This is a genomic window from Pseudomonas sp. LBUM1643 (assembly GCF_059716215.1).
Genome location: NZ_CP166813.1, coordinates 1,640,421 through 1,661,914 on the forward strand (window position 1 = coordinate 1,640,421; position 21,494 = coordinate 1,661,914).

10 protein-coding genes are annotated in these 21,494 nt (G+C 60.3%); 3 read left to right on the forward strand and 7 right to left on the reverse strand.

What is annotated here, in order from left to right; all coding sequences use genetic code 11:
- Positions 1-77: 77 nt before the first annotated feature.
- The 3 genes from ACA063_RS07360 to speB are packed head-to-tail and all read right to left on the reverse strand — an operon-like array spanning position 78 to position 3,026.
- Positions 78-1,589 carry a purine-cytosine permease family protein gene (locus ACA063_RS07360; RefSeq protein ID WP_497665340.1) on the reverse strand — a complete coding sequence of 504 codons (1,512 nt, stop codon included), beginning with the start codon at positions 1,587-1,589 and terminating at the stop codon, positions 78-80.
- Positions 1,590-1,643: 54 nt separating this feature from the next.
- Complete coding sequence (locus ACA063_RS07365) at positions 1,644-2,066, reverse strand: YybH family protein (RefSeq protein WP_497665341.1); 423 nt, start codon at positions 2,064-2,066, stop codon at positions 1,644-1,646.
- Positions 2,067-2,075: 9 nt separating this feature from the next.
- The gene (speB, locus tag ACA063_RS07370; protein WP_162436868.1) at positions 2,076-3,026 is read right to left on the reverse strand and encodes an agmatinase; all 951 of its coding nucleotides are present in this window, start codon (positions 3,024-3,026) and stop codon (positions 2,076-2,078) included.
- A 366-nt stretch (positions 3,027-3,392) separates the two neighbouring features.
- Here speB and ACA063_RS07375 point away from each other — a divergent pair, with 366 nt between their 5' ends.
- Positions 3,393-4,289 (forward strand): LysR family transcriptional regulator, encoded by an 897-nt coding sequence (locus ACA063_RS07375; protein ID WP_162436867.1) that lies wholly within the window; start codon positions 3,393-3,395, stop codon positions 4,287-4,289.
- A 13-nt stretch (positions 4,290-4,302) separates the two neighbouring features.
- Positions 4,303-4,899, forward strand: coding sequence for a tRNA-uridine aminocarboxypropyltransferase (locus tag ACA063_RS07380; RefSeq protein WP_497665342.1), 597 nt, complete (start codon positions 4,303-4,305; stop codon positions 4,897-4,899).
- Between the two features lie 148 nt (positions 4,900-5,047).
- Here the strand turns inward: ACA063_RS07380 and ACA063_RS07385 are convergent, their stop codons facing one another.
- The 3 genes from ACA063_RS07385 to ACA063_RS07395 all read right to left on the reverse strand — a co-directional run bounded on the left by ACA063_RS07385 (position 5,048) and on the right by ACA063_RS07395 (position 10,073).
- Positions 5,048-6,415, reverse strand: coding sequence for an HlyD family type I secretion periplasmic adaptor subunit (locus ACA063_RS07385; RefSeq protein WP_497665343.1), 1,368 nt, complete (start codon positions 6,413-6,415; stop codon positions 5,048-5,050).
- 9 nt (positions 6,416-6,424) lie between these two features.
- Positions 6,425-8,584, reverse strand: a complete 2,160-nt coding sequence (locus tag ACA063_RS07390) for a type I secretion system permease/ATPase (RefSeq protein WP_497665344.1) — start codon at positions 8,582-8,584, stop codon at positions 6,425-6,427.
- A 130-nt stretch (positions 8,585-8,714) separates the two neighbouring features.
- Positions 8,715-10,073: a TolC family outer membrane protein gene (locus ACA063_RS07395; protein ID WP_497665345.1), complete on the reverse strand. Its 1,359-nt coding sequence runs from the start codon at positions 10,071-10,073 to the stop codon at positions 8,715-8,717.
- Positions 10,074-10,673: 600 nt separating this feature from the next.
- On the opposite strand from ACA063_RS07395, the gene ACA063_RS07400 reads away from it, so the two are divergent.
- Positions 10,674-19,343, forward strand: coding sequence for a retention module-containing protein (locus tag ACA063_RS07400; RefSeq protein ID WP_497665346.1), 8,670 nt, complete (start codon positions 10,674-10,676; stop codon positions 19,341-19,343).
- Positions 19,344-19,535: 192 nt separating this feature from the next.
- Here the strand turns inward: ACA063_RS07400 and lapD are convergent, their stop codons facing one another.
- The gene (gene lapD, locus ACA063_RS07405) at positions 19,536-21,476 is read right to left on the reverse strand and encodes a cyclic di-GMP receptor LapD (protein ID WP_497665347.1); all 1,941 of its coding nucleotides are present in this window, start codon (positions 21,474-21,476) and stop codon (positions 19,536-19,538) included.
- Between the last annotated feature and the right edge of the window lie 18 nt (positions 21,477-21,494).

Below are 21,494 nucleotides of genomic sequence, written 5' to 3' on the forward strand. Positions count from 1 at the left end.
GTTTTGCGTCTGCTTCGCAGTCGAGCGGGAGCAAGCTCCCTCGCCACAGAGGTTCCGTTAACCACCGTTTTTTCGAATCAGGCGACTGGCCGCATCGCCGATTTAACGAGCGAATCCGTGCCCTTGCTGCGTGAATCATTCGGCCCGAACACAGCAGCCGATTCCGGAAACAGGGTCAGCAGTGCCAGATACACCACCGACGCCAGGCCCAGCGTGACCGGCAGGCTGATGTCGATACCGTCGGCGAGATTGCCCAACGGTCCGACAAACTGGCCCGGCAGGTTCACAAAGCACAAACCCACCAGGGCACTCGGGATCCAGGCTCCCAGGCCACGCCAGTTCCAGCCGTGGGTGAACCAGTAGCGGCCACCTTTCTCGCCGCGAGTAAACACCTGCAGGTCATCCGGGCAGTAGAAGCCGCGACGCACCAGCAGACCGATGATCATGATCACCATCCACGGGGTGGTGCAGGTGATGATCAGCACGGCGAAGGTCGACACGCTCTGTACCAGATTGGCCGCGAAGCGTCCGATGAAGATGAAGGCGATCGACATCACGCCAATCAGCAACGTCGCCTTGACCCGCGACAGCACGCGTGGAAACACGCTGGACATGTCCAGCCCGGTGCCATAGAGGGACGTGGTGCCCGTGGACATGCCGCCGATCACGGCGATCAGGCACACCGGTAAAAAGAACCAGCTCGGGGAAACCGCCAGCAGCCCGCCCACGTAGTTGTTAGCCGCGATGTAATCCGGCGCCTTGATCGCAACGATCGTGGCGGTGGCGAGGCCAAACAGGAAGGGGATGAGGGTGGCGATTTGTGCGCCGACCACGGCGAGCATGATTCGACCTTTCGGGGTGTCCCGCGGAATGTACCGCGACCAGTCACCCAGGAACGCCCCGAAGGAAATCGGGTTGCTCATGGCAACCAGTGCCGCGCCGATGAAGGCCGCCCAGAAACCGGCCTGACCCATGGCGACAGTGCCGGCGAAATGGCTGTCGAACGTCGGAGCGAACGCGAAGATGCCGAGCAGGAACAGCGCGCTGGCAGCCCACACCGCAATGCGGTTGACCCACAACATGAAGCGGAAACCGTAGATGCACACGGTCAACACCAGGATCGCGAACAGACCGTAGGCCAGACCCAATGTCAGGTCGGTTTCCGGCAGGCCGATCAAGCGTTTGGCGCCACCAATCAACGCATCGCCCGAACTCCAGACCGACAGCGAGAAGAAGGCGATGGCGGTCAACAGCGACAAGAACGAGCCGACGATCCGCCCGTGCACGCCAAAATGCGCACCGGAAGACACGGCGTTGTTGGTGCCATTGATCGGGCCGAACAGGCCCATGGGTGCAAGGATCAGCGCGCCCAGCAATACGCCCAGCACAATCGCCCAGACACCGGCCTGAAACGACAGTCCGAACAACACCGGGAAACTGCCAAGCACTGCGGTAGCAAAGGTATTGGCGCCGCCGAAGATCAAGCGAAACAGGTCGCTGGGTCGGGCGTCACGCTCATGATCCGGAATCTGTTCGACCCCGTTTGTTTCAATGCTGCTAAGGCTTTTTTCTTTGTTGTTGTTATTCATGATCTGCTCCGATCATAAAGGCGCGCTCATCGTGCGTGAGCGTCACCTGTTTGGCTAAGGGGGTGGCAGCCCTTCCGGCATGGCGGACAAATGTTCGTGACAGGCCAGCCATAGGCCTTGTTGTTCTTGGCCAGACGTTTGTTTCTTGAAAACAATCGTCTCGCGCTCCTGGCTGAAGTGTTGCTCCCCTTGCATGCGCAGCTCGGTGGCCACGTCATGGATGAAAATCGCCACATCACCTTGCAGGCTGACAAAGGCTTTGCTTGAAGTGCACGACAGCACTTCGAAGCCATCCTCCGAGCGCCAGGTGTCCCACAACGCCTGGTAGGCATCGCGCGACAGCAGGGGCTGTTCGAGGGTGTAGAACACGAAGCTGGCATCGACGCTGAACGCGCCGAAATAGGCTTCGCGATCATTACGGGCGAAGGCCGACACCAGATTGGCGGCGGCTTTCAGTACCTGATCGCGTTCGTTCATGACCGATCCTCAGCGGTGGACCACGCCTGGCAGTACGCAGAGCATTTCGTACAGCAGGTTCGCGGCCAGCAGCGAGGTGTTACCGGTGGTGTCGTAAGCGGGCGAGACTTCTACCAGATCGCAACCCACCAGGTCGAGGCCTTGGCAGCCACGCACGATCTCGATTGCCTGAATGGTCGTCAGACCACCGATTTCCGGGGTGCCGGTACCGGGTGCCCAGGCTGGGTCGATGCCGTCGATGTCGAAACTCAGGTACACCGGGCCACCGCCGACTTTCTCGCGAACTTCAGCCATCAAGGGGGCCAGGGATTTGTGCCAGCACTCTTCGGCCTGGACCACGCGGAAACCCTGTTTACGGCTCCAGTTGAAGTCGTCAGCGGTATAGCCCTGGGCGCGCAGACCAATCTGTACCACGCGATCCGGATCCAGCAGGCCTTCTTCGACGGCACGACGGAAGGTGGTGCCGTGGGCGATTTTCTCGCCGAACATGTGATCGTTCACATCGGCGTGGGCGTCGATGTGCACCAGGCCGACCTTGCCGTGCTTCTTGTGAATGGCACGCAGGATCGGCAGGGTGATGGTGTGATCGCCGCCCAGGGTTAGCGGGATCACGTCGTGTTCGAGGATGTTGTCGTAGGATTCTTCGATGATCCGCACGGCATCCAGCAGATTGAAAGTGTTGATCGCGACGTCGCCGATGTCGGCCACCGACAGGGAGTCGAACGGCGCAGCACCGGTCGCCATGTTGTAAGGTCGGATCATCACCGATTCAGCGCGGATTTCGCGAGGCCCGAAACGGGTGCCAGGGCGAAGCGAGGTACCGATGTCCAGCGGGACGCCAACAAAGGCAGCATCCAGGCCAGCAGCGGTCGGCAAATGGGGGAGTCGCATCATGGTGGCGATGCCGCCGAAGCGCGGCATTTCGTTGCCGCCCAGTGGTTGGTGAAGAATCTTGTCCACGGGTAGGGCCTCATCGTCGTTGTTTTATTTATGTCGGTTACGCCGTTCACGCAAGCCACGGGTACCGCTGTGGGCCGATTCTGCGAAATGTAGTGCCCGGGAAGAATCGCTACGGGCAAATACTTAGTTCAGATTTTTCTAAACTAATGACGGGAGGGGCGATAGACTTGAAATGCCTTTGTAGCAGCTGTCGAGCCTGCGAGGCTGCGTTCGGCTGCGCAGCAGTCGTGAAACCCACACCGAAGTGTTTCAGTAAAACCTCGTAGACAGAATCACGACTGCTGCGCAGCCGAACGCAGCCTCGCAGGCTCGACAGCTGCTACATAGAGCCTGTCGTTTACATGTGTTTTTTGCTGGAGCCCCCCCATGGCCAACGCTTTACCCGACCTGAAACTATTGCGCATCTTCGTCAGCGTGGTCCGTCATCAGGGGTTCGCCACTGCCCAGCATGAGCTCAACCTTTCCACGTCGGCGATCAGCACCTACATGAGCCAGCTCGAGGCTGCGCTTGGCCTGGTGCTCTGCCATCGCGGTCGTGGTGGTTTCAGCCTGACCAGCAAGGGCGAACTGTTTCATCAGGAAACCTTGCGCCTGTTGGCCGAGCTCGAAGGTTTCGAGCAATACGCCGCGGCCCTCAAAGGCGAGCTGCGTGGCACGCTGAACCTGGGGGTGATCGACTCTACCGTCAGCGACAAGGCCTTGCCCTTCGCCGAAGCCATCGGCGCCTACAGCCAGGAACACCCGGCGGTGCATTTGCACCTGTCGGTCATGAGCCCATATGAGCTGCAACTCGGCGTGCAGGACAATCGCCTCGACCTGGCCATCGGTGCTTTCTCGACGCGCATGAGCGGTCTGGTCTACATGCCGCTGTACCGTGAACAGCACTGGTTGTATTGCAGCAGTCGCCATCCGCTGTTCACCGAACGACGTATTCCCGAGCAAGTCATCACCCAGCAGCGCATGGTCGGGCGCGGTTACTGGAGCCAGGCGGAACTGGCGCGTCATGGCTTCAAACACAGCGCGGCGACGGTGGAGAGTATGGAGGCGCAGTTGATTCTGGTGCTGTCGGGCGCCTACATCGGTTATTTGCCGGAGCATTACGCCCAGGCCTGGGCCGACAAGGGCGATTTGCGCGTGCTGTTGCCGGCGACGTTCGGCTATCAGGCGCCATTTTCGATGATCGTGCGCCGTGGCCGCAGCCGTGAACCACTGATCCAGACCTTCCGTGATTTGCTAAAAGCACAGCTCAATCAGGCTGCTTAAAGGAAAAGGAAGCATGTCCAGAATCCAATGCCCACGCTGCCTGCGCCCGCAAACCCATTGCCTGTGCCCACTGATCCCGCACCTCGATAGCCGCACCCGGGTGTTGCTGTTACAGCATCCCAGTGAAGTGAGCCATGCGCTGAACACGGCACGGTTGGCGGCATTGGGGCTGAAGAATGCCGAGCTGATCGTCGGCGAAGTATTCGAGGATTTGCCGGCGCTGTTGGATCGACCGGGCTATCGGGCGCGATTGCTGTTTCCTGCCGATGACGCGCAGACGTTGCAGGCGTACGCCGAAAACGAAGAACCGCTATTACTGGTCGTGCCGGACGGTACCTGGCGCAAGGCGCGCAAAATGCTGCACCTCAATCCGCTGCTGGCAGCGTTGCCCCGGGTGACCCTGGCTGAGGGCGGGGTGTCGCGGTATCGATTGCGCAAGGCGCCGGGACCGGGTGCGTTGTCGACGGTTGAAGCGATCGTCCAGGCCTTGCAAACGCTGGAAGCACCGAGCTCTTTCGAGCCGTTGTTGAAGCCGTTCGAGGCGTTGATCGAGGGGCAGATTGCGGCGATGGGGGAGGATACCTTTCAGCGTAATCATGGGCCGAGATAGGTGTTGCTTGTGCTGGCCTGATCGCTAGCAGGCTAGCTCCCACAGTTGATCAGTTGAAAGCACAAATTATTTGATCGCTCCAAATCCTCTGTGGGAGCTAGCCTGCTAGCGATAGCCATCCCACAGTCAATGAAGATTCTGGCCTGACCTACCTCTCGCGCATCGCCTCGGTCCGCGCCTTGAGCACCGGTTTAAGCAGGTAATCCAACACGCTTTTCTCCCCGGTAATGATATCCACCGTCGCCACCATCCCGGGAATGATCAGCAAGGGTTTCACGTCCCCTCCCAGGTGATTCTTGTCGGTCCTTACCTGGATCAGATAAAAGCTGTTGCCCTTGTCGTCGGTAATGGTGTCCGCCCCGATCAACTCCAGCTTCGCACTCAACCCGCCATAGATCGTGTAGTCGTAGGCGCTGAATTTGACCATGGCTTTCTGGCCGGGGTGCAGGAATGCCACGTCTTGCGGCCGGACCTTGGCTTCGATCAGCAGGTTGTCTTCCAGGGGCACGATTTCCACCATGTCACTGCCCGGCTGCACCACGCCGCCAATGGTGTTGACCTTCAGCACCTTGATAATTCCGTGCACCGGCGACACCACCGTGGTGCGGGTGACGCGGTCGTCGATGGCAATGCTCGATGCCGTGATTTTCGACAGGTCGGTGCGTTTCTCATTCAACTCTTTGGCTGCGTCAGAGCGAAAAGACTGTTCCGACTCGTCGATCTTGCTTTTGATTTCGTTGATCGCCGATTCGGCGCGGGGAATCGCCAGGGTCGTGGCATTCAGCGAGCCGCGTATCTCCACGGCGCTGCGTTTGAGGCGCAGGATTTCCACCGGGGACACCGCACCGGTTCCCACCAGTGGCGCGGACATGTTCATCTCTTGTTGCAGCAGCGCCAGGCTCGAACTGAATTGACCCTGTTTGGAGCGAAATTCCGCCAGTTCCTGGGTTTTTTGCCGAAGTTGCTCGCTCAGGGTGCGCTGTTCGCTGGCCAGTCGACGTTGCCGTTGTTCGTACAGGGAGCGTTCGTCCTCGGCCACTTGCGGTGCCTTGGCAATCACCTCTTCCGACAGCTTGAAAGGTCGTCCTTCGGCCTCGGCAGATAACCGTTCAACCTGCGCCGTCAATGCATAACGGTCCGCCTCGCTTTCACCCTTGTTCGACAGAAAGCGCGTGTCATCCAGGCGCAGCAATTTGTCGCCCTTGTTCACCATTTGCCCTTCGCGCACGAAGATTTCAGTGACGATGCCGCCTTCCAGGTTCTGGATCACCTGCACCTTGCTTGACGGGATCGCCTTGCCTTCACCCATGGTGACTTCCTGCAACACGGCAAACTTGGCCCAGACCACCGCGCTGATAAGCAGTCCGGCCGCCAGCCACACGGTGATCCGCGACCAGCGCGGTGAGTCCTGCAACGCGGCGCCGGCGGTTTCCGGCATGAATTCGCTTTCGGCACTTTTGCTGAAGCTGCCGAAGTAGCCGCGATCCTTTGAAGCGTCGGACGATGTACCAGCCATGGGCTACTCCTAGACCGCCGCAGAGCCGACACGGCCCTTGCGCAGTGCATCGATGACCGCTTCTTTCGGACCGTCGGCGACGATCCGACCGTTGTCGAGGACTACCAGACGATCTACGAGGCTGAGCATGGACGTACGGTGGGTCACCAGCAGCAAGGTTTTGCCCTGGACCCAGCTGTGCAGTTTTTGCCGCAGGACGTCTTCGCTGCTGTTGTCCATGGCGCTGGTGGGTTCGTCGAGCAGCATGATCGGCGGGTCGAGCAGCAAGGCTCGGGCCAGCAGCACGGCTTGACGCTGACCACCGGAAAGCAGTTGACCACGTTCACCCACGGGCCGGTCGAAACCCTGTGGATGCGAGCGGGCGAGTTCGGTCACGCCGGTTAGCTCCGCCACTTCGAGCATTCTGGAGTCGCTGATGTAGCGGGCACCCAGGGTCAGGTTGTCGCGCAGGCTGCCAGCCAGCAGCGGCAGGTCATGGGCGACGTAGCCGATCTGCTGGCGCAGGTCGGCGACGTCGAGTTGCCGCAGGTCCAGACCGTCGAGCAGCAGTTGACCTTCTTCGGGCTCATAGAAACCCATGACCAACCGCGCCAAGGTGCTTTTCCCCGAGCCGCTGCGGCCGATGATGCCGATGCGCTCACCGGGTTTCATGCTGAAACTGACGTTGTGCAGCGCCGGGGCATTCTGTCCGTTGTAGTGGAAGGTCACGTTGCTGACGTCCAGGGCGCCTTGCAGTTGCGTGCGCTCCAGTGGCCGCTGTTTGCCGTCGCGTTCCTGCGGCAGCCCCATCAGCGCATCGGTGCTTTTCATCGTCAGTTGCGCTTGCTGGTAGCGCGTGATCAACCCGGCAATCTGCCCCAGTGGCGCGAGTACCCGACTGCCCAGCATGTAGGTCGCCACCAGTGCGCCGACGCTGAGGTTGCCGGCAATGATGCTGTAGACCCCGGCGACGATGGTCGCCATACCCGAAAACTGCTGGATGAACAGCGTGCCGTTGGTGGCCATTGCCGAGAGGTTGCGCGCATGGCTGTCGAGGCGGGTGAGGGCGCCGTGGGTGCTTTCCCATTTGTGCTGGCGCTCGCTTTCAGCGCTGCAGGCCTTGAGGGTTTCCAGCCCGCCGAGGGTTTCGATCAACAAGGCCTGACGTTCGGCGCCCAGGCTCAGGCTTTTCTGCACGGTGTCGCGCAGGCGGACCTGAATCACCATGGCGAAAATGATGGTGATCGGGAACGCCAGCATCGGAATGACCACCAGCCAGCCACCGAGCAAGCCGATCACCACCAGCATCAGTACGGCGAAGGGCAGGTCGATCAGGCTGGTGAGCGTGACCGCCGTGAGGAATTCGCGCAGGCCCTGGAAATCATGAATGCTTTGGGCAAACCCACCGATCGTGGCGGGTCGCGATTTCATCGACATGCCGGTAATGCGTTCGAACAGGGTGGCCGACAGAATCACGTCGGTTTTCTTGCCCGCCGTGTCCAGCAAATGCGCGCGGACCACGCGCAGGACCAGCTCGAAACCGGTGCCGATCAGCAAACCGATGGACAGCACCCACAGCGTGGACGTTGCCTGGTTTGGCACCACCCGGTCGTAGGTCTGCATCACGAACAGCGGCACCATCAAACCCAGCAGGTTGATCAGGAAGCTCGCCAGGATCGCATCGCTGTACAACCATTTCGACAGTTTCAGCGTGTCGCGAAACCACGCCTCGACGCGCGGCACCAGCGGTGAGCGCAAGTCTTCGAGTTCATGGCGCGGCCGGGCGAACAACGCCTGGCCACTGTAGTTTTCAGCCAGCTCTTCACGGCTGACCCATTGTTCCCCGCCGTCGGCTTCGCTGGGCAGGATCAGCAAGCGGCCGTCGTCGCCGAAGCGCCGCAGAATCGCGGTACGACCGTTGTTGAGGATCAGCATCACAGGGAGGTTGAGGGGGGAAATGTCGGCCAGTTCACGACGCAGCAAGCGCGCCTGCAAACTTGCCCGGGCCGCTGCGCGTGGCAGCAGGTCCAGGCTCAGGCGTTGCTTGTTCAACGGCAGGCCGGCACTGAGACTGGCGCGACTGACAGTCGCACCGTGGAGTTTGCAGAGGATCAACAGACCATCAAGAAGGGGGTCATCGAAGCTAAGACGCGGATCGACACCGATGTTGCCGGGTTCCATGCTGGTCACATTGATCGCTCCAGTTGAACTGTCACATCAATACAAATCCCTGAAGCAACTCCGCAGGCGGCGATCTTTTGATTTTTTTTTTTCAGAATCACATCAAAAGATCGTCCGAACGCGGCCCGAACCCGTGGGGTTATCTCAGTTCAGGCAAACGAGCTTCGTTTTTCACTTCCGACTGGGCGATCGCATCGGCAGGCAATACCACACGCTGCTTGCTCAACAACTGACCCATGTTCGCCAGCACGCGGTACATCGAGTATTCCTCGGTGTAGCGCACTTCGGTGTAGCGACGGTTGGCGTTGTAGAGCTCGTTTTCACTGTCGAGCAGGTCGAGCAGGGTCCGTTGGCCGAGGCCGAACTGATCCTGGTACGCCATACGTACACGCTTGGTTGTCTCGGCGTATTCGCGGGCGGTCGGCGTTTGCTTCTTCGCGTTGAGCATGGCGTTCCACGCCAGGTGGATGTTCTCGTTGAGCTGGCGCAGGGCGTTGTTGCGGATGTCCATCGCCTGGTTGATCTGGTGCGCATTGGACTGCAGGCGGGCCTTGTCGCTGCCGCCGCGGAACAGGTTGTAGTTCATCACCACACCGACGCGCCACTCGTTATCGTGACCTTCGTCGCCTTGCACGTTGTTGTTCGCGCCCACCGCTGCTTCGGCGTCGAAGCGTGGAAAGAACGGCGACTTGGCAACTTCGTACTGGCTTTCGGCGGATTGCACATCGGCCTGAGCGGATTTCAGGTACGGGTTGTTATCCACCATGCTCTGCTGGGCTTCAGTCAAGGTGGCAGGCAATTCGCCGCGAGTCGATGGCAGGGTTTCCAGCTCATCCGGCAGGCGCCCTACAACGCTGAAGAAATTCGATTCGGCATCGGCCAGATCCACTTCAGCGGTGTCGAGGTTGTTTTGCGCCAGTGCCCGACGAGCGGTGGACTGGTCGGAGTCGGCGGTGCTGCCGATACCGCGCTCGGTCCGCAGACCGATCTGGTCGTTGACCCGAAGGTGGGCTTGCAGGTTGTTTTTGGCCAGGGTCACCAGTTCGCGACGCTTGAGCACTTCGAGGTAGACCTCGATGGTGCGCAGTGCCAGGTCCTGGGCGGTGCCTTGCGCGTAATAGGCGCGGGAGTTGACCACGCCCTTGGTGCGCTCGACTTCGTTGGCCGTGTTGAAGCCGTCGAACAGCATCTGCCGCAGACGCAGCTCGGATTGGGTGTAGGTCAGGATCTCGGTGTGGTGATTGCCCAGCGCACGTGTGTTGGTGTTATCGCTGTACCCGCGCCCGTATGCGGCGTTCAGGTCGACCGATGGATAAAAGCCCCCTTTGGCGATTTTGACTTCTTCGTCCGCGGACAGACGCGAGTCCACGCGTGAAGCCAGTTCCGGGTGTGTGGCAATAGTGCTCTGAATCGCCTCGGTCAACGACATGGCGTTAGCCTGAGATGTGCAGGCCATTGCCAGCAGGATCGCGCTGCAGAGGGGGGTTAAAACGCGCATGGATGAATCTCCCTGAGTCCTAATGATGCTTATCAGTCGCCAAATATTTGACGGCATTTATAGTGAAAACCGTTTCAAGCTTGTAACAACACAGCTAAGAACATTCTAGCGCATAGCTAAGAAATATTTCTCATAAGCCTTATGCCAAAAAAAACTTATGCGCTCCGAAAAATCCAGCACATTGTTCTCTCGTGGAACCCTTGTATTACGAGCTCTAGGGAGCTTGCAAGGGCAAAATTTAAGTTCCATCCATTTATCGATAAAGGACGAAGAGGTGCTGGAGGGGAGGGAGGCGGGGCAGTTGAGGGGGTGACATTTTTTTGTCACTTTACTGATTCAAGACTGTTACGCATCGCTCGGAGATGATCATTTCTGCCAAACGGGATCCCAAAGTCGTTGATTACATTGGGTTTGTCCGATTCCGGCGCAGGTCATCGATGAGCGACAGGCTTGGCGAGAGTGTCGCCAGGGCAGCGGCTTACGTAACGTAAATCACGCTGTCCGGCAGGTGTTTTCGCAAAGCGGCTCGCTTCAGACATGGGCACTTTCTTCGCAAAAAAATTTGGTTGCCGGCACTGGTTGGCAACAGAGGAGATGCACATGGCTACGCTCATCGGTACCGTCTCGAAGGTCATTGGTCAGGTGTTCGCGGTCGCGGGTGATGGCACCCGACGCGCACTGGTTGAAGGAGATCGGCTGTTTGCCGGCGATCAACTGGTCACCGGCGCGGAAGGGGCGGTGGCGGTGCATTTGAAAAATGGCCAGGAACTGACACTCGGACGTGGCAGCAGCCTGCAAATGACCTCCCAGTTGCTCGCGCACCAAGCGCCCCACGTGGATACGCCCGAGACCCTCACGCCGAGCGAAGCGCAGCTCACCGACGTCGAAAAACTGCAAAAAGCCATTGCGGCCGGCGAAGACCCGACTCAGACCGGTGAAGCCACCGCAGCCGGGCCTACCGGCACCAATGCCTCCGGCGCGCTGGGCGGCGGTCACAGTTTCGTGCTGCTGGAAGAAGTGGCGGGTCGAGTCGATCCGACCATCGGCTTCCCGACAGCGGGCTTCAATGGCATTCCGGAGTTTCCGCTGGAACGTCATTTCGCCGATCTCAATGACAACGTCAACAACGACGATACACCTCCGGTCATCGTCCCGCCGCCACCGGAAGTGAACAATCCTGTCACCCTCGGCGGTCTCAATACGACCGGTGGTGAACTGACCCTCAATGAAGCCAATCTGCCTGACGGCTCGGCCAGCGACCCGGCGGCGCTGACCCAGAATGGCACCTTCACCGTGAACGCTGCCGACGGCCTGCTGAACCTCAGCATTGGCGGCATCAGCGTGTTCAGCGGCGGCGTGGCTTCAGGCTTTCCGCAATCGATCACGACCCAGTTGGGCAATACCCTGACCATCAACGGTTACAACCCGGCAACGGGCGTGGTCAGTTACAGCTACACCCTCAATGGCAACGACACCCATTCGGCCGGCGATGGCGCCAATAACCTGAGTGAACAATTCACCGTGGTCGCCAGCGATACCAATGGCGATACCGCTACTGGCACCCTGGACATCAACATCACCGACGATGCGCCCAAGGCGGTCGATGACAGCAACGCCAACACAGCATCGGAAACCCTGGTGACTTTGACCGGCAGCGTGCTGCCCAACGACATGCAGGGCGCCGACCGTATTCCAACCGGCCCCAACAGCGGGCCGGTGATCGGCGGCACCTTCACCGGCACGTACGGCACCCTCGTGCTCAATCCAAACGGTACTTACACCTACACGCTGAACACCGATGACGCGGACTTCAAGGCGCTGCACGGCGGCGGCAGCGGGACGGAAAATTTCGTCTACACCCTGACCGACTCGGACGGCGATACCAGCACTGCGACGCTGGTGTTGAACATTCACAACAACGACGACCCGGTGACGATTGGCGGGCTAGGCGTGTTCGGTGGCGAGGTCACCGTCTACGAAAAAAACCTCGGCGACGGCAGTGCACCGGACTCCACGGCGCTGACTCAAAGCGGCACCTTCACCATCACCGCGCTGGATGGCGTGCAAACCCTCACTGTCGGCGGCATCAGTGTGGTGGTCGGCGGCGTGAGCGCAGGCTTCCCGCAATCGGTTGTCACACCGTTGGGCAGCACGCTGACGGTCACCGGTTTCGATCCAGCCACCGGCGTGGTCAGCTACAGCTACACCCTGGCCGATAACGAAACCCATCCGAATGCTAACGGCACCAACAATCTGCCTGAGCAATTTGCCGTCACCGTGGTGGACGACAACGGCACCACGGCGAATGGCACACTCGACGTCAACATCGTCGATGACGTGCCCAAAGCCGTGGACGACAGCAACGCCGGCACCGCATCGGAAACCTTGCTGAGCCTCAGCGGCAACGTGTTGACCAACGACGTGCAAGGAGCCGACCGTGTCGTCACCGGCGAGAATGCCGGCCCGATCACCCCCGGCACTTTCAACGGTGTTTACGGCACCCTGGTGCTCAACGCCAACGGCACTTACACCTACACCCTGAACATTAGCGATGCCGATTTCAAAGCCCTGCACGGCGGTGGCGACGGGACGGAAACGTTCGCCTACACCCTCACCGATGCGGACGGCGATACCAGCACCGCGAACCTCGTTTTGCAGATCCATAACAACGACGACCCGGTGACCATCGACGGCCTCAGCGTCAACGGCGGCGAGTTGACCGTCTACGAAAAAAACCTCGGCGACGGCAGCGCACCGGATGCCAATGCGCTGACCCAAAGCGGCACCTTTACCATCACCGCACTGGATGGCGTGCAAACCCTCACTGTCGGCGGCATCAGTGTGGTGGTCGGCGGCGTGAGCGCAGGCTTCCCGCAATCGGTTGTCACACCGTTGGGCAGCACGCTGACGGTCACCGGTTTCGATCCAGCCACCGGCGTGGTCAGCTACAGCTACACCCTGGCCGATAACGAAACCCATCCGAATGCGAACGGCACCAACAACCTGCCTGAGCAATTTGCCGTCACCGTGGTTGACGACAACGGCACCACGGCTAATGGCACGCTCGACGTCAACATCGTCGATGACGTGCCCAAAGGCGTGGACGACAGCAACGCCGGCACCGCATCGGAAACCTTGCTGAGCCTCAACGGCAACGTGCTGACCAACGACGTGCAAGGCGCCGACCGTGTCGTCACCGGCGAGAATGCCGGCCCGATCACCCCTGGCACTTTCAACGGTGTTTACGGCACCCTGGTGCTCAACGCCAACGGCACTTACACCTACACCCTGAACATCAGCGATGCCGATTTCAAAGCCCTGCACGGCGGTGGCGACGGGACGGAAACGTTCGCCTACACCATCACCGATGCGGACGGCGATACCAGCACCGCGAACCTCGTTTTGCAGATCCATAACAACGACGACCCGGTGACCATCGACGGCCTCAGCGTCAACGGCGGCGAGTTGACCGTCTACGAAAAAAACCTCGGCGACGGCAGTGCACCGGACTCCACGGCGCTGACTCAAAGCGGCACCTTCACCATCACCGCGCTGGATGGCGTGCAAACCCTCACTGTCGGCGGCATCAGTGTGGTGGTCGGTGGCGTGAGCGCCGGCTTCCCGCAATCGGTTGTCTCCCCGTTGGGCAGCACGCTGACTGTCACCGGTTACAACCCGGACACCGGCGTGGTCAGCTACAGCTACACCCTGGCCGATAACGAAACCCATCCGAATGCTAACGGCACCAACAATCTGCCTGAGCAATTTGCCGTAACCGTGGTGGACGACAACGGCACCACGGCTAATGGCACGCTCGACGTCAACATCGTCGATGACGTGCCCAAAGCCGTGGACGACAGCAACGCCGGCACCGCATCGGAAACCTCGCTGAGCCTCAACGGCAACGTGCTGACCAACGACGTGCAAGGCGCCGACCGTGTCGTGACCGGCGAGAATGCCGGCCCGATCACCCCCGGCACCTTCACCGGCGTTTACGGCACCCTGGTGCTCAACGCCAACGGCACTTACACCTACACCTTGAACATTAGCGATGCCGATTTCAAAGCCCTGCACGGCGGTGGCGACGGGACGGAAACGTTCGCCTACACCCTCACCGATGCGGACGGCGATACCAGCACCGCGAACCTCGTTTTGCAGATCCATAACAACGACGACCCGGTGACCATCGGTGGTTTGAACGTGAACGGTGGCGAACTCACCGTCTACGAGAAAAACCTCGACTGGGGAACCAGCCCTGACACGCCTGCATTGACCCAGACCGGCACCTTCACCGTGACCGCGCTCGATGGACTGCAAACCCTGACCGTGGGCGGTTATGCAGTGATGAGCGGCGGCGTGGTCTCCGGTTTGCCGCACACCATCGTCACTCCGCTGGGCAGCTACCTGACCATTACCGGTTTTGATCAGGTCACCGGCGTGGTCAGCTACAGCTACACCTTGCTGGGTTCCGAAACCCATCCAAACGCGGACGGTGCGAACAGCATCAGCGAAAACTTCCAGGTGGTGGCGACCGACTCCGATGGCAGCTCTGCTTCGGGCGAGATCAACGTCAACATCGTTGATGACCTGCCGAGCGCGAAGCCGGATTCGGCCCATGTCGATGAAGGCGGTACGGTCAGCGGCAATGTGCTCGACAACGACATTGGAGGCTCCGACGGTCCGGCGGCCAGTGGTGCCGTGGTCGGCGTGCGCGCCGGTAGCGATACGTCGACTTCGGCCAGTGGCGGGCTCAACACCAACATTAACGGCGCCTACGGTTACCTGACCCTGGACGCCAATGGCAACGCGACCTATCACAGCAATCCGAACTCGGTCGGCACGCCGGGTGCTACCGACGTGTTCACCTACACCGTGCGTGATGCCGATGGCGATGAAAGCACCACCACCATCACCATCGATGTCTGCAATAGCAAAATCCTCGCGGCGTCGGACACCGATGTGACGGTCTACGAAAAAGCCCTGGACCTGACCAAGGATGGCAACGATCTGGCAGCAGGTACTGTCGCCGGCAGCGAGCCTGGCAACACCGGTGAAACCGCTTCCGGAACACTGGTTGGCTCGGTCACTGGCGCCGTCGGTGCGATCACCTATGCATTGGTGGGCAGTGCGACGGGTAACTATGGCCAGATTCAGCTCAACGCCGACGGTAGCTACACCTACACCCTGACTTCGCCGGCGAGCACTACGCCTCACGCCAACGACGGCGCGAACACCCTGACTGAAAGCTTCACCTACCTCGCGACGGATTCGCTGGGCAACACCACCACCAGCACCATCGTGGTGAGCATCGTCGATGACGTGCCAAAGGCAGTGGATGACACGAACGCGAAGACGGCTTCGGAATCCCTGGTGACCCTCGACGGCAGCGTGCTGACCAACGATGTGCAAGGCGCCGACCGGGTCGTGACAGGCGACAATGCAGGCCCGGTTACACCCGGTACCTTCAACGGTGTTTACGGCAGCCTGGTGCTCAATGCCAACGGCACTTACACCTACACCCTGAACACCAACGACGCTGATTTCAAAGGCCTGAAGGGCGGTGGTAGCGGGACGGAAACCTTCACCTACACCCTCACCGATTCGGACGGCGATACCAGCACGGCGAACCTCGTTCTGCAGATCCATAACAACGACGATCCGGTGGTCATCGGCGGCTTGAACGTCAATGGGGGCGAAGTCACCGTCTACGAGAAAAACCTCGGTTGGGGCACCAGCCCTGACACGCCGGCACTGACCCAGACCGGCACCTTCACCGTGACTGCGCTCGATGGTCTGCAAAACCTGAGAGTGGGTGGTTTCGCCGTGATGAGCGATGGCGTGGTTTCCGGTTTGCCGCACACCATCGTCACCCCGCTGGGCAGCTACCTAACCATCACCGGTTTTGATCAAGTCACCGGCGTGGTCAGCTACAGCTACACCTTGCTGGGCAGCGAAACCCATCCAAACGCGGACGGTGCGAACAGCATCAGCGAAAACTTCCAGGTGGTGGCGACCGACTCCGACGGCAGTTCCGCTTCGGGCGAGATCAACGTCAACATCGTCGATGACCTGCCGAGCGCGAAGCCTGATTCGGCCCATGTGCAGGAAGGCGGTACGGTCAGCGGCAATGTGCTCGACAACGACATCAGTGGCTCCGACGGTCCGGCGGCCGGTGGTGCGGTGGTGGGCGTGCGCGCTGGCGGCAACACCTCAACCTCGATCAGTGGCGGGCTTAATACCAACATCAACGGCAACTACGGTTACCTGACCCTGGACGCCAATGGCAACGCGACCTATCACAGCAACCCGAACTCGGTCGGCACGCCGGGTGCGACCGACGTGTTCACCTACACCGTGCGCGATGCCGATGGCGATGAAAGCACCACCACCATCACCATCGATGTCTGCAACAGCAAACTGCTCGCGGCGTCGGACACCGATGTAACGGTCTTCGAAAAAGCCCTGGACCTGACCAAGGATGGCAATGACCTGGCAGCAGGTACCGTGATCGGCAGCGAGCCGGGCAACACTGGCGAAACCTCTGCGGGAACACTGGTTGGCTCGGTCACCGGCGCGTCCGGCGCAGTCACCTACACCTTGGTCAGTAATGCCACCGGCACCTACGGGCAGATGCTCCTCAACGCCGACGGCACTTACACCTACACCCTGACCTCGGCACCGAAAACGTCGCCGAACGCTAACGACGGGGCGAACACCCTGAGCGAAAGCTTCACCTACAAAGCGACCGATGCCCTGGGCAATAGCACCACCAGCACAATTGTGGTGAACATCGTCGATGACGTGCCCAAGGCGGCCGCCTCGGAACGCGCAGTGGCTGCCGTGGAAATCGATTCCAACCTGCTGTTGGTGATCGACGTGTCCGGCAGTATGGCCGACGCTTCGGGTGTACCGGGCCTGTCACGTTTGGCCCTCGCCAAGCAGGCAATCAGTGCCTTGCTCGACAAGTACGACGACCTGGGCGACGTGAAGGTGCAGATCGTGACCTTCAGCAGCAACGCCACCGACAAGACCTCGATCTGGGTCGACGTGGCCACCGCCAAGTCGATCATTTCCGGCCTGACGGCGGGCGGCGGCACCAACTACGATGCCGCTGTGGCCACCATGAAGCAGGCGTTCGACACCGCCGGCAAACTGACCGGTGCGCAGAACATCGGTTACTTCTTCTCCGACGGTAAACCCAACGAAGGCGACATCAGCGCCTCCGACGAGGCTTCGCTGAAAGCCTTTCTCGACGCCAATGGCATCAAGAACTACGCCATTGGCCTGGGCAGCGGCGTCAGCAACGCCTACCTGGACCCGGTTGCCTATGACGGCAGCACCCACACCAATACCAACGCGGTAGTGGTAACCGACCTCAACCAACTCAACTCGGTACTCTCGGGTACCGTGCAGGGCGCGCCGGTCACTGGCACGTTGCTGGAGGGCGGTACGTTCGGTGCCGATGGCGGTTTCATCAAGACCATTGTGGTCGATGGCACCACCTACACCTATGACCCGAAAGACCTCGGCAACCAGGGTTCGCTGAAATTCACCGGCGGGGCCAACCACGGTACGTTCAACACCGTGGACAATTCGCTGAGCATCGCCACCAATAATGGCGGCACGCTGGTCATCAAACTCGACACGGGCGAATACAGCTACACCTCGCAAAAAGCCACTTCGGTGGTGATCACCGAAAACATCGGCTTCACCGTCAGTGACAACGATGGCGACCTGGCCAGCTCGACCCTGGTGGTCAAAGTCGTTCCGAACGCGGCACCGGTGGCGGTGGATGACCACATCATCACCAACGTTCTGTCCAGCAGCGTTGTAGTACCGGGCGAATTGCTGCTGGCCAACGACACTGATCCTGAGGGCGATCCGCTGACTGCCACGCCGACCACGTTCAACACAGGTTGGGCGGCGAAGGGCGCGGATTTTGTCGGCACAGGTGCGAAAGGCTTCTCCGGAACCGGCAACAACGCGGCGAACCAGAACCTGGCGGACGTGCGCGCTCTGTTCGCAGCCAACACGGCAGCGATGACGGCGGTACTGGTCGTCAGCGGATACCTGGGCGGTGTCACCACGGCCAACGCGAATGATGAAGACCTCATCACCGTAAAACTGAAAGAGGGTGAAACCCTTAATCTGGACCACAACCTGGCGGCCGGCCACATCGCCCTGGAGTACTCGCTCAATGGCGGCCCGTTCGTGTCCATCGCCGATGGCGGAACCATTACCGCAGCGGCTGACGGCACCTATCAGATCCATGTCACCAACATCAATAACGCCAGTGGCAGCAATCCCACGGGGGCGGAAAATTATCAGCTGAAAATGACCGTCAACTACGCCGGGGCTCACGACATCACTCCGGATGCTCACGGCAGTTACACCGCCAACGACAGCCATGGTGGCAGCGACGGGGCAAACGTGACCATCAGCTATCAGGACGGCCACACCCTCACCGGTACGGCGGGCGATGACGTGTTGGTGGCCGGCGCGGGCAACAACATCCTCAATGCCGGCGACGGCAACGACGTGCTGACTGCGGGCAGTGGCAACAATGAGCTGCACGGTGGCGCCGGCAATGACTTGCTGTTCAGCGGAACCGGCAATGACCTGCTGGATGGCGGCACCGGCACCGACACCGTGAGCTACGCCCATGCCACCAGCGGCGTCACGGTGGACCTGAGCTTGCTGACAGCGCAAAACACCGGCGGCGCCGGCACCGACACCTTGACCGGGCTCGAGAACCTGACGGGCTCCAACTTCAATGACAGCCTGACCGGGGACAACAACAGCAACGTCATTAACGGTGGTTTGGGCGATGACATCCTCAAGGGCGGTGGCGGCGATGACTTCCTGATCGGTGGCCTGGGCAACAACACCCTGACGGGCGGTGCCGGTGCGGACACCTTCCAGTGGCTCAAAGGCAATTCCGGGCACGACGTGGTCACCGATTTCACCCCTGGCACCGACAAGCTCGACCTGTCGCAATTGCTGCAGGGTGAAAACGGCACCACCGCTTCGCTGGATGATTACCTGCACTTCAAAGTCATTGGCAGCGGCGCTTCGGTGCTGACCAGCATCGACGTCAGCGCCATGGCTGGCGCCACGCCGAACCAGACGATCGATCTGGCGGGCGTCAACCTGGCCAGCCATTACGGCGTCACGCCGGGCGCTGGTGGTGTGGTGGCTGGGGGGCATGACACGGCGACGATCATCAACGGCATGTTGAATGACCATTCGCTGAAGGTGGATACCGTTTGATGCAAGGCTGAAACGACAAAACCCGCCATTCCTGTAGATAGGGAATGGCGGGTTTTTGTTTGTCTGGGGTTTCAGTATTGCGCTTCAGCCTATATCGCGAGCAGGCTCACTCCTACAAGGGTTGGTGAACCAGTACCCTTGTAGGAGTGAGCCTGCTCGCGATGAACGATGACGCGGTTTCCAAACGAACACTCACATCGGCTCAGGCGGCCCGATCAACCGCCCCATCACCCCGAACACCCCCAGCTCCTTGATCGTTTCAAACTCGCCGCGCGTCTCCACTCGCTCCGCAATCAACGGCAGATCGATGCTGTTGGTCGCGCGAAAAATGGCATCGATGAACAGTCGCTTGTCACTCTGCTCATCGATCCCGCGAATGTAGGCTCCGTCAATTTTCAGGTAGGCCAGGCCCAGTTGAGTGAGGTTGCCGATCTGGCTGAAGCTGCCACCGAAATGTTGCAGGCCGATTCGATAGCCGGTGTTCAGCAGGCTGTGACTCAAACGTTGCAGTTCAAGCGGAGGCGGCAGTTGGCGTTCGTCGATTTCCAGGGTCAGCAACGGTGCCAGCTCAGGCAGCGATTCGAGCATGCCGAGGATTTTTTGCAGTTGCACCGGGTCGCGCAGGGTGCTGCCGGACAGGCTCAAAGCCAATGGCCAGCGGTTGACGATGAGGTAGTCGAGGGTCGCCTCAAGCATCGCAAGGTCCATTCGCGCCGACCAGCCGAGACGCTCGATCCACGGCAGGAAATGCCCGGCGGCGATGGCCACGCCCTGCGGATCGAGCAGACGGGCCAGAACCTTGTGGTGCAACACCTGACTGGTGTCGGCGCACTGCACGACAGGCTGGAAGTACAGCTGCATGTGGCCGTGGGTCAATGCGTCATCGATCCAGGTTCGCCAGTCGTGTTGGGACTGGTTGGGTGCGGTCGTGTCATCGGTAAGGTGTGTCCACGGCCGCTCGGGGCGCTGCCGGGCCTCGGTCAGGGCTTGATCGAGACGCAGCAAGACATCGCCGGGCGGTTCGCCCGGGTGGTAAGCGACGATGCCCAGGTGCGCCACGGGCATGCAGTCGCTGGCACCGGTCAGGCGCAGGTTTTCGAGGGTGGCGCTGATTTCACTCGCCACGCGTGCAGCGTCTGCGTTGTCCATGCCGGGTATCAACAGGCTGAACTCGCCCCCGCGATTGCGCGCTGCCAGCCACTTGCTGCGTTCCGGTTGTTGCGTCAATCGCTTGAGCAATTCGGCCACACTGCTGATCAACTCATCGGTGCGCTGACCACCCAGGCGTTGATTCAGCCCCGCCAGGTCGTTGATCTGCAGCATCAGCAAATGACCGTCGCTGCTTTGTTCGGAGATCAGCAGATGGTTCGCCAGGTGTTCATCCAGCAAGCGCCGATTGGCGAGGCCCGTCAGGTTGTCCTGATAGGACTCGGCCCGCATTTTTTCGCTGCGCGCCGCCTCTTCGGCAAACAGTGCCTTGAGCTTTTCGACCATTTGATTCATGGCCAATACCACGCGCTTCAACTCTGGCGTGCGCGGCAATTTAGGCAAGCTCAGAAACTCGCGTTTGCTGATGGCTTCTGCCTGTTTAACCATCTTGTCCAGCGGTCGCAGCTGTCGACGCAGCAACCAACCACCGAACACCGCGCTGAGCAGCCCGCAAATCAATAACCAGATCAGGCTGCCAAGGGTGCTGTCCCAGAGTTTGGCCAGGGCGAACTGCGGGTTGCTCAACACTTCAACCCGCGCCGCCTGTTCCCAGCCGCGCATGATCAGCGCTTCGCCCGCCTGGGGGCGCAAGTCGACCAGGCTGATGAACCAGCCGGGAACGTCTTCGGCATAAGCACGTACGTTGCGTTCCACCAGCACCTGCTCATCGGCGATGCTGATGACCCGAATGCTGTTGAAGTAGCCGCTGTCGAAAATCGAGCTGACCATCAGTTCGACCATAGCCGGGTCATCGATTTGCGCCGTCAACGACAGTCCCAACGCCGTGGCCGCGTCCTGGGCGTGAGAGCGCAACTGCCCGAGCATCTGGTCGCGGGAGCTTTCCAGGCTGACAAAAAAACTGCCGCTGAACGCCACCAGCAGGAACAGGCAGATGGCGAGAAACAATTGTTTGCGCAGTGACATGAGACGCTCCTTGCGGTG

Coding starts and splice junctions, on each gene's coding strand:
- ACA063_RS07380 (WP_497665342.1), top strand. CDS start 4,303: ATGTCCAGAATCCAATGCCCACGCTGCCTGCGCCCGCAAACCCATTGC.
- ACA063_RS07365 (WP_497665341.1), bottom strand. CDS start 2,066: ATGAACGAACGCGATCAGGTACTGAAAGCCGCCGCCAATCTGGTGTCG.
- ACA063_RS07395 (WP_497665345.1), bottom strand. CDS start 10,073: ATGCGCGTTTTAACCCCCCTCTGCAGCGCGATCCTGCTGGCAATGGCC.
- lapD (WP_497665347.1), bottom strand. CDS start 21,476: ATGTCACTGCGCAAACAATTGTTTCTCGCCATCTGCCTGTTCCTGCTG.
- ACA063_RS07375 (WP_162436867.1), top strand. CDS start 3,393: ATGGCCAACGCTTTACCCGACCTGAAACTATTGCGCATCTTCGTCAGC.
- ACA063_RS07360 (WP_497665340.1), bottom strand. CDS start 1,589: ATGAATAACAACAACAAAGAAAAAAGCCTTAGCAGCATTGAAACAAAC.
- ACA063_RS07400 (WP_497665346.1), top strand. CDS start 10,674: ATGGCTACGCTCATCGGTACCGTCTCGAAGGTCATTGGTCAGGTGTTC.
- ACA063_RS07385 (WP_497665343.1), bottom strand. CDS start 6,415: ATGGCTGGTACATCGTCCGACGCTTCAAAGGATCGCGGCTACTTCGGC.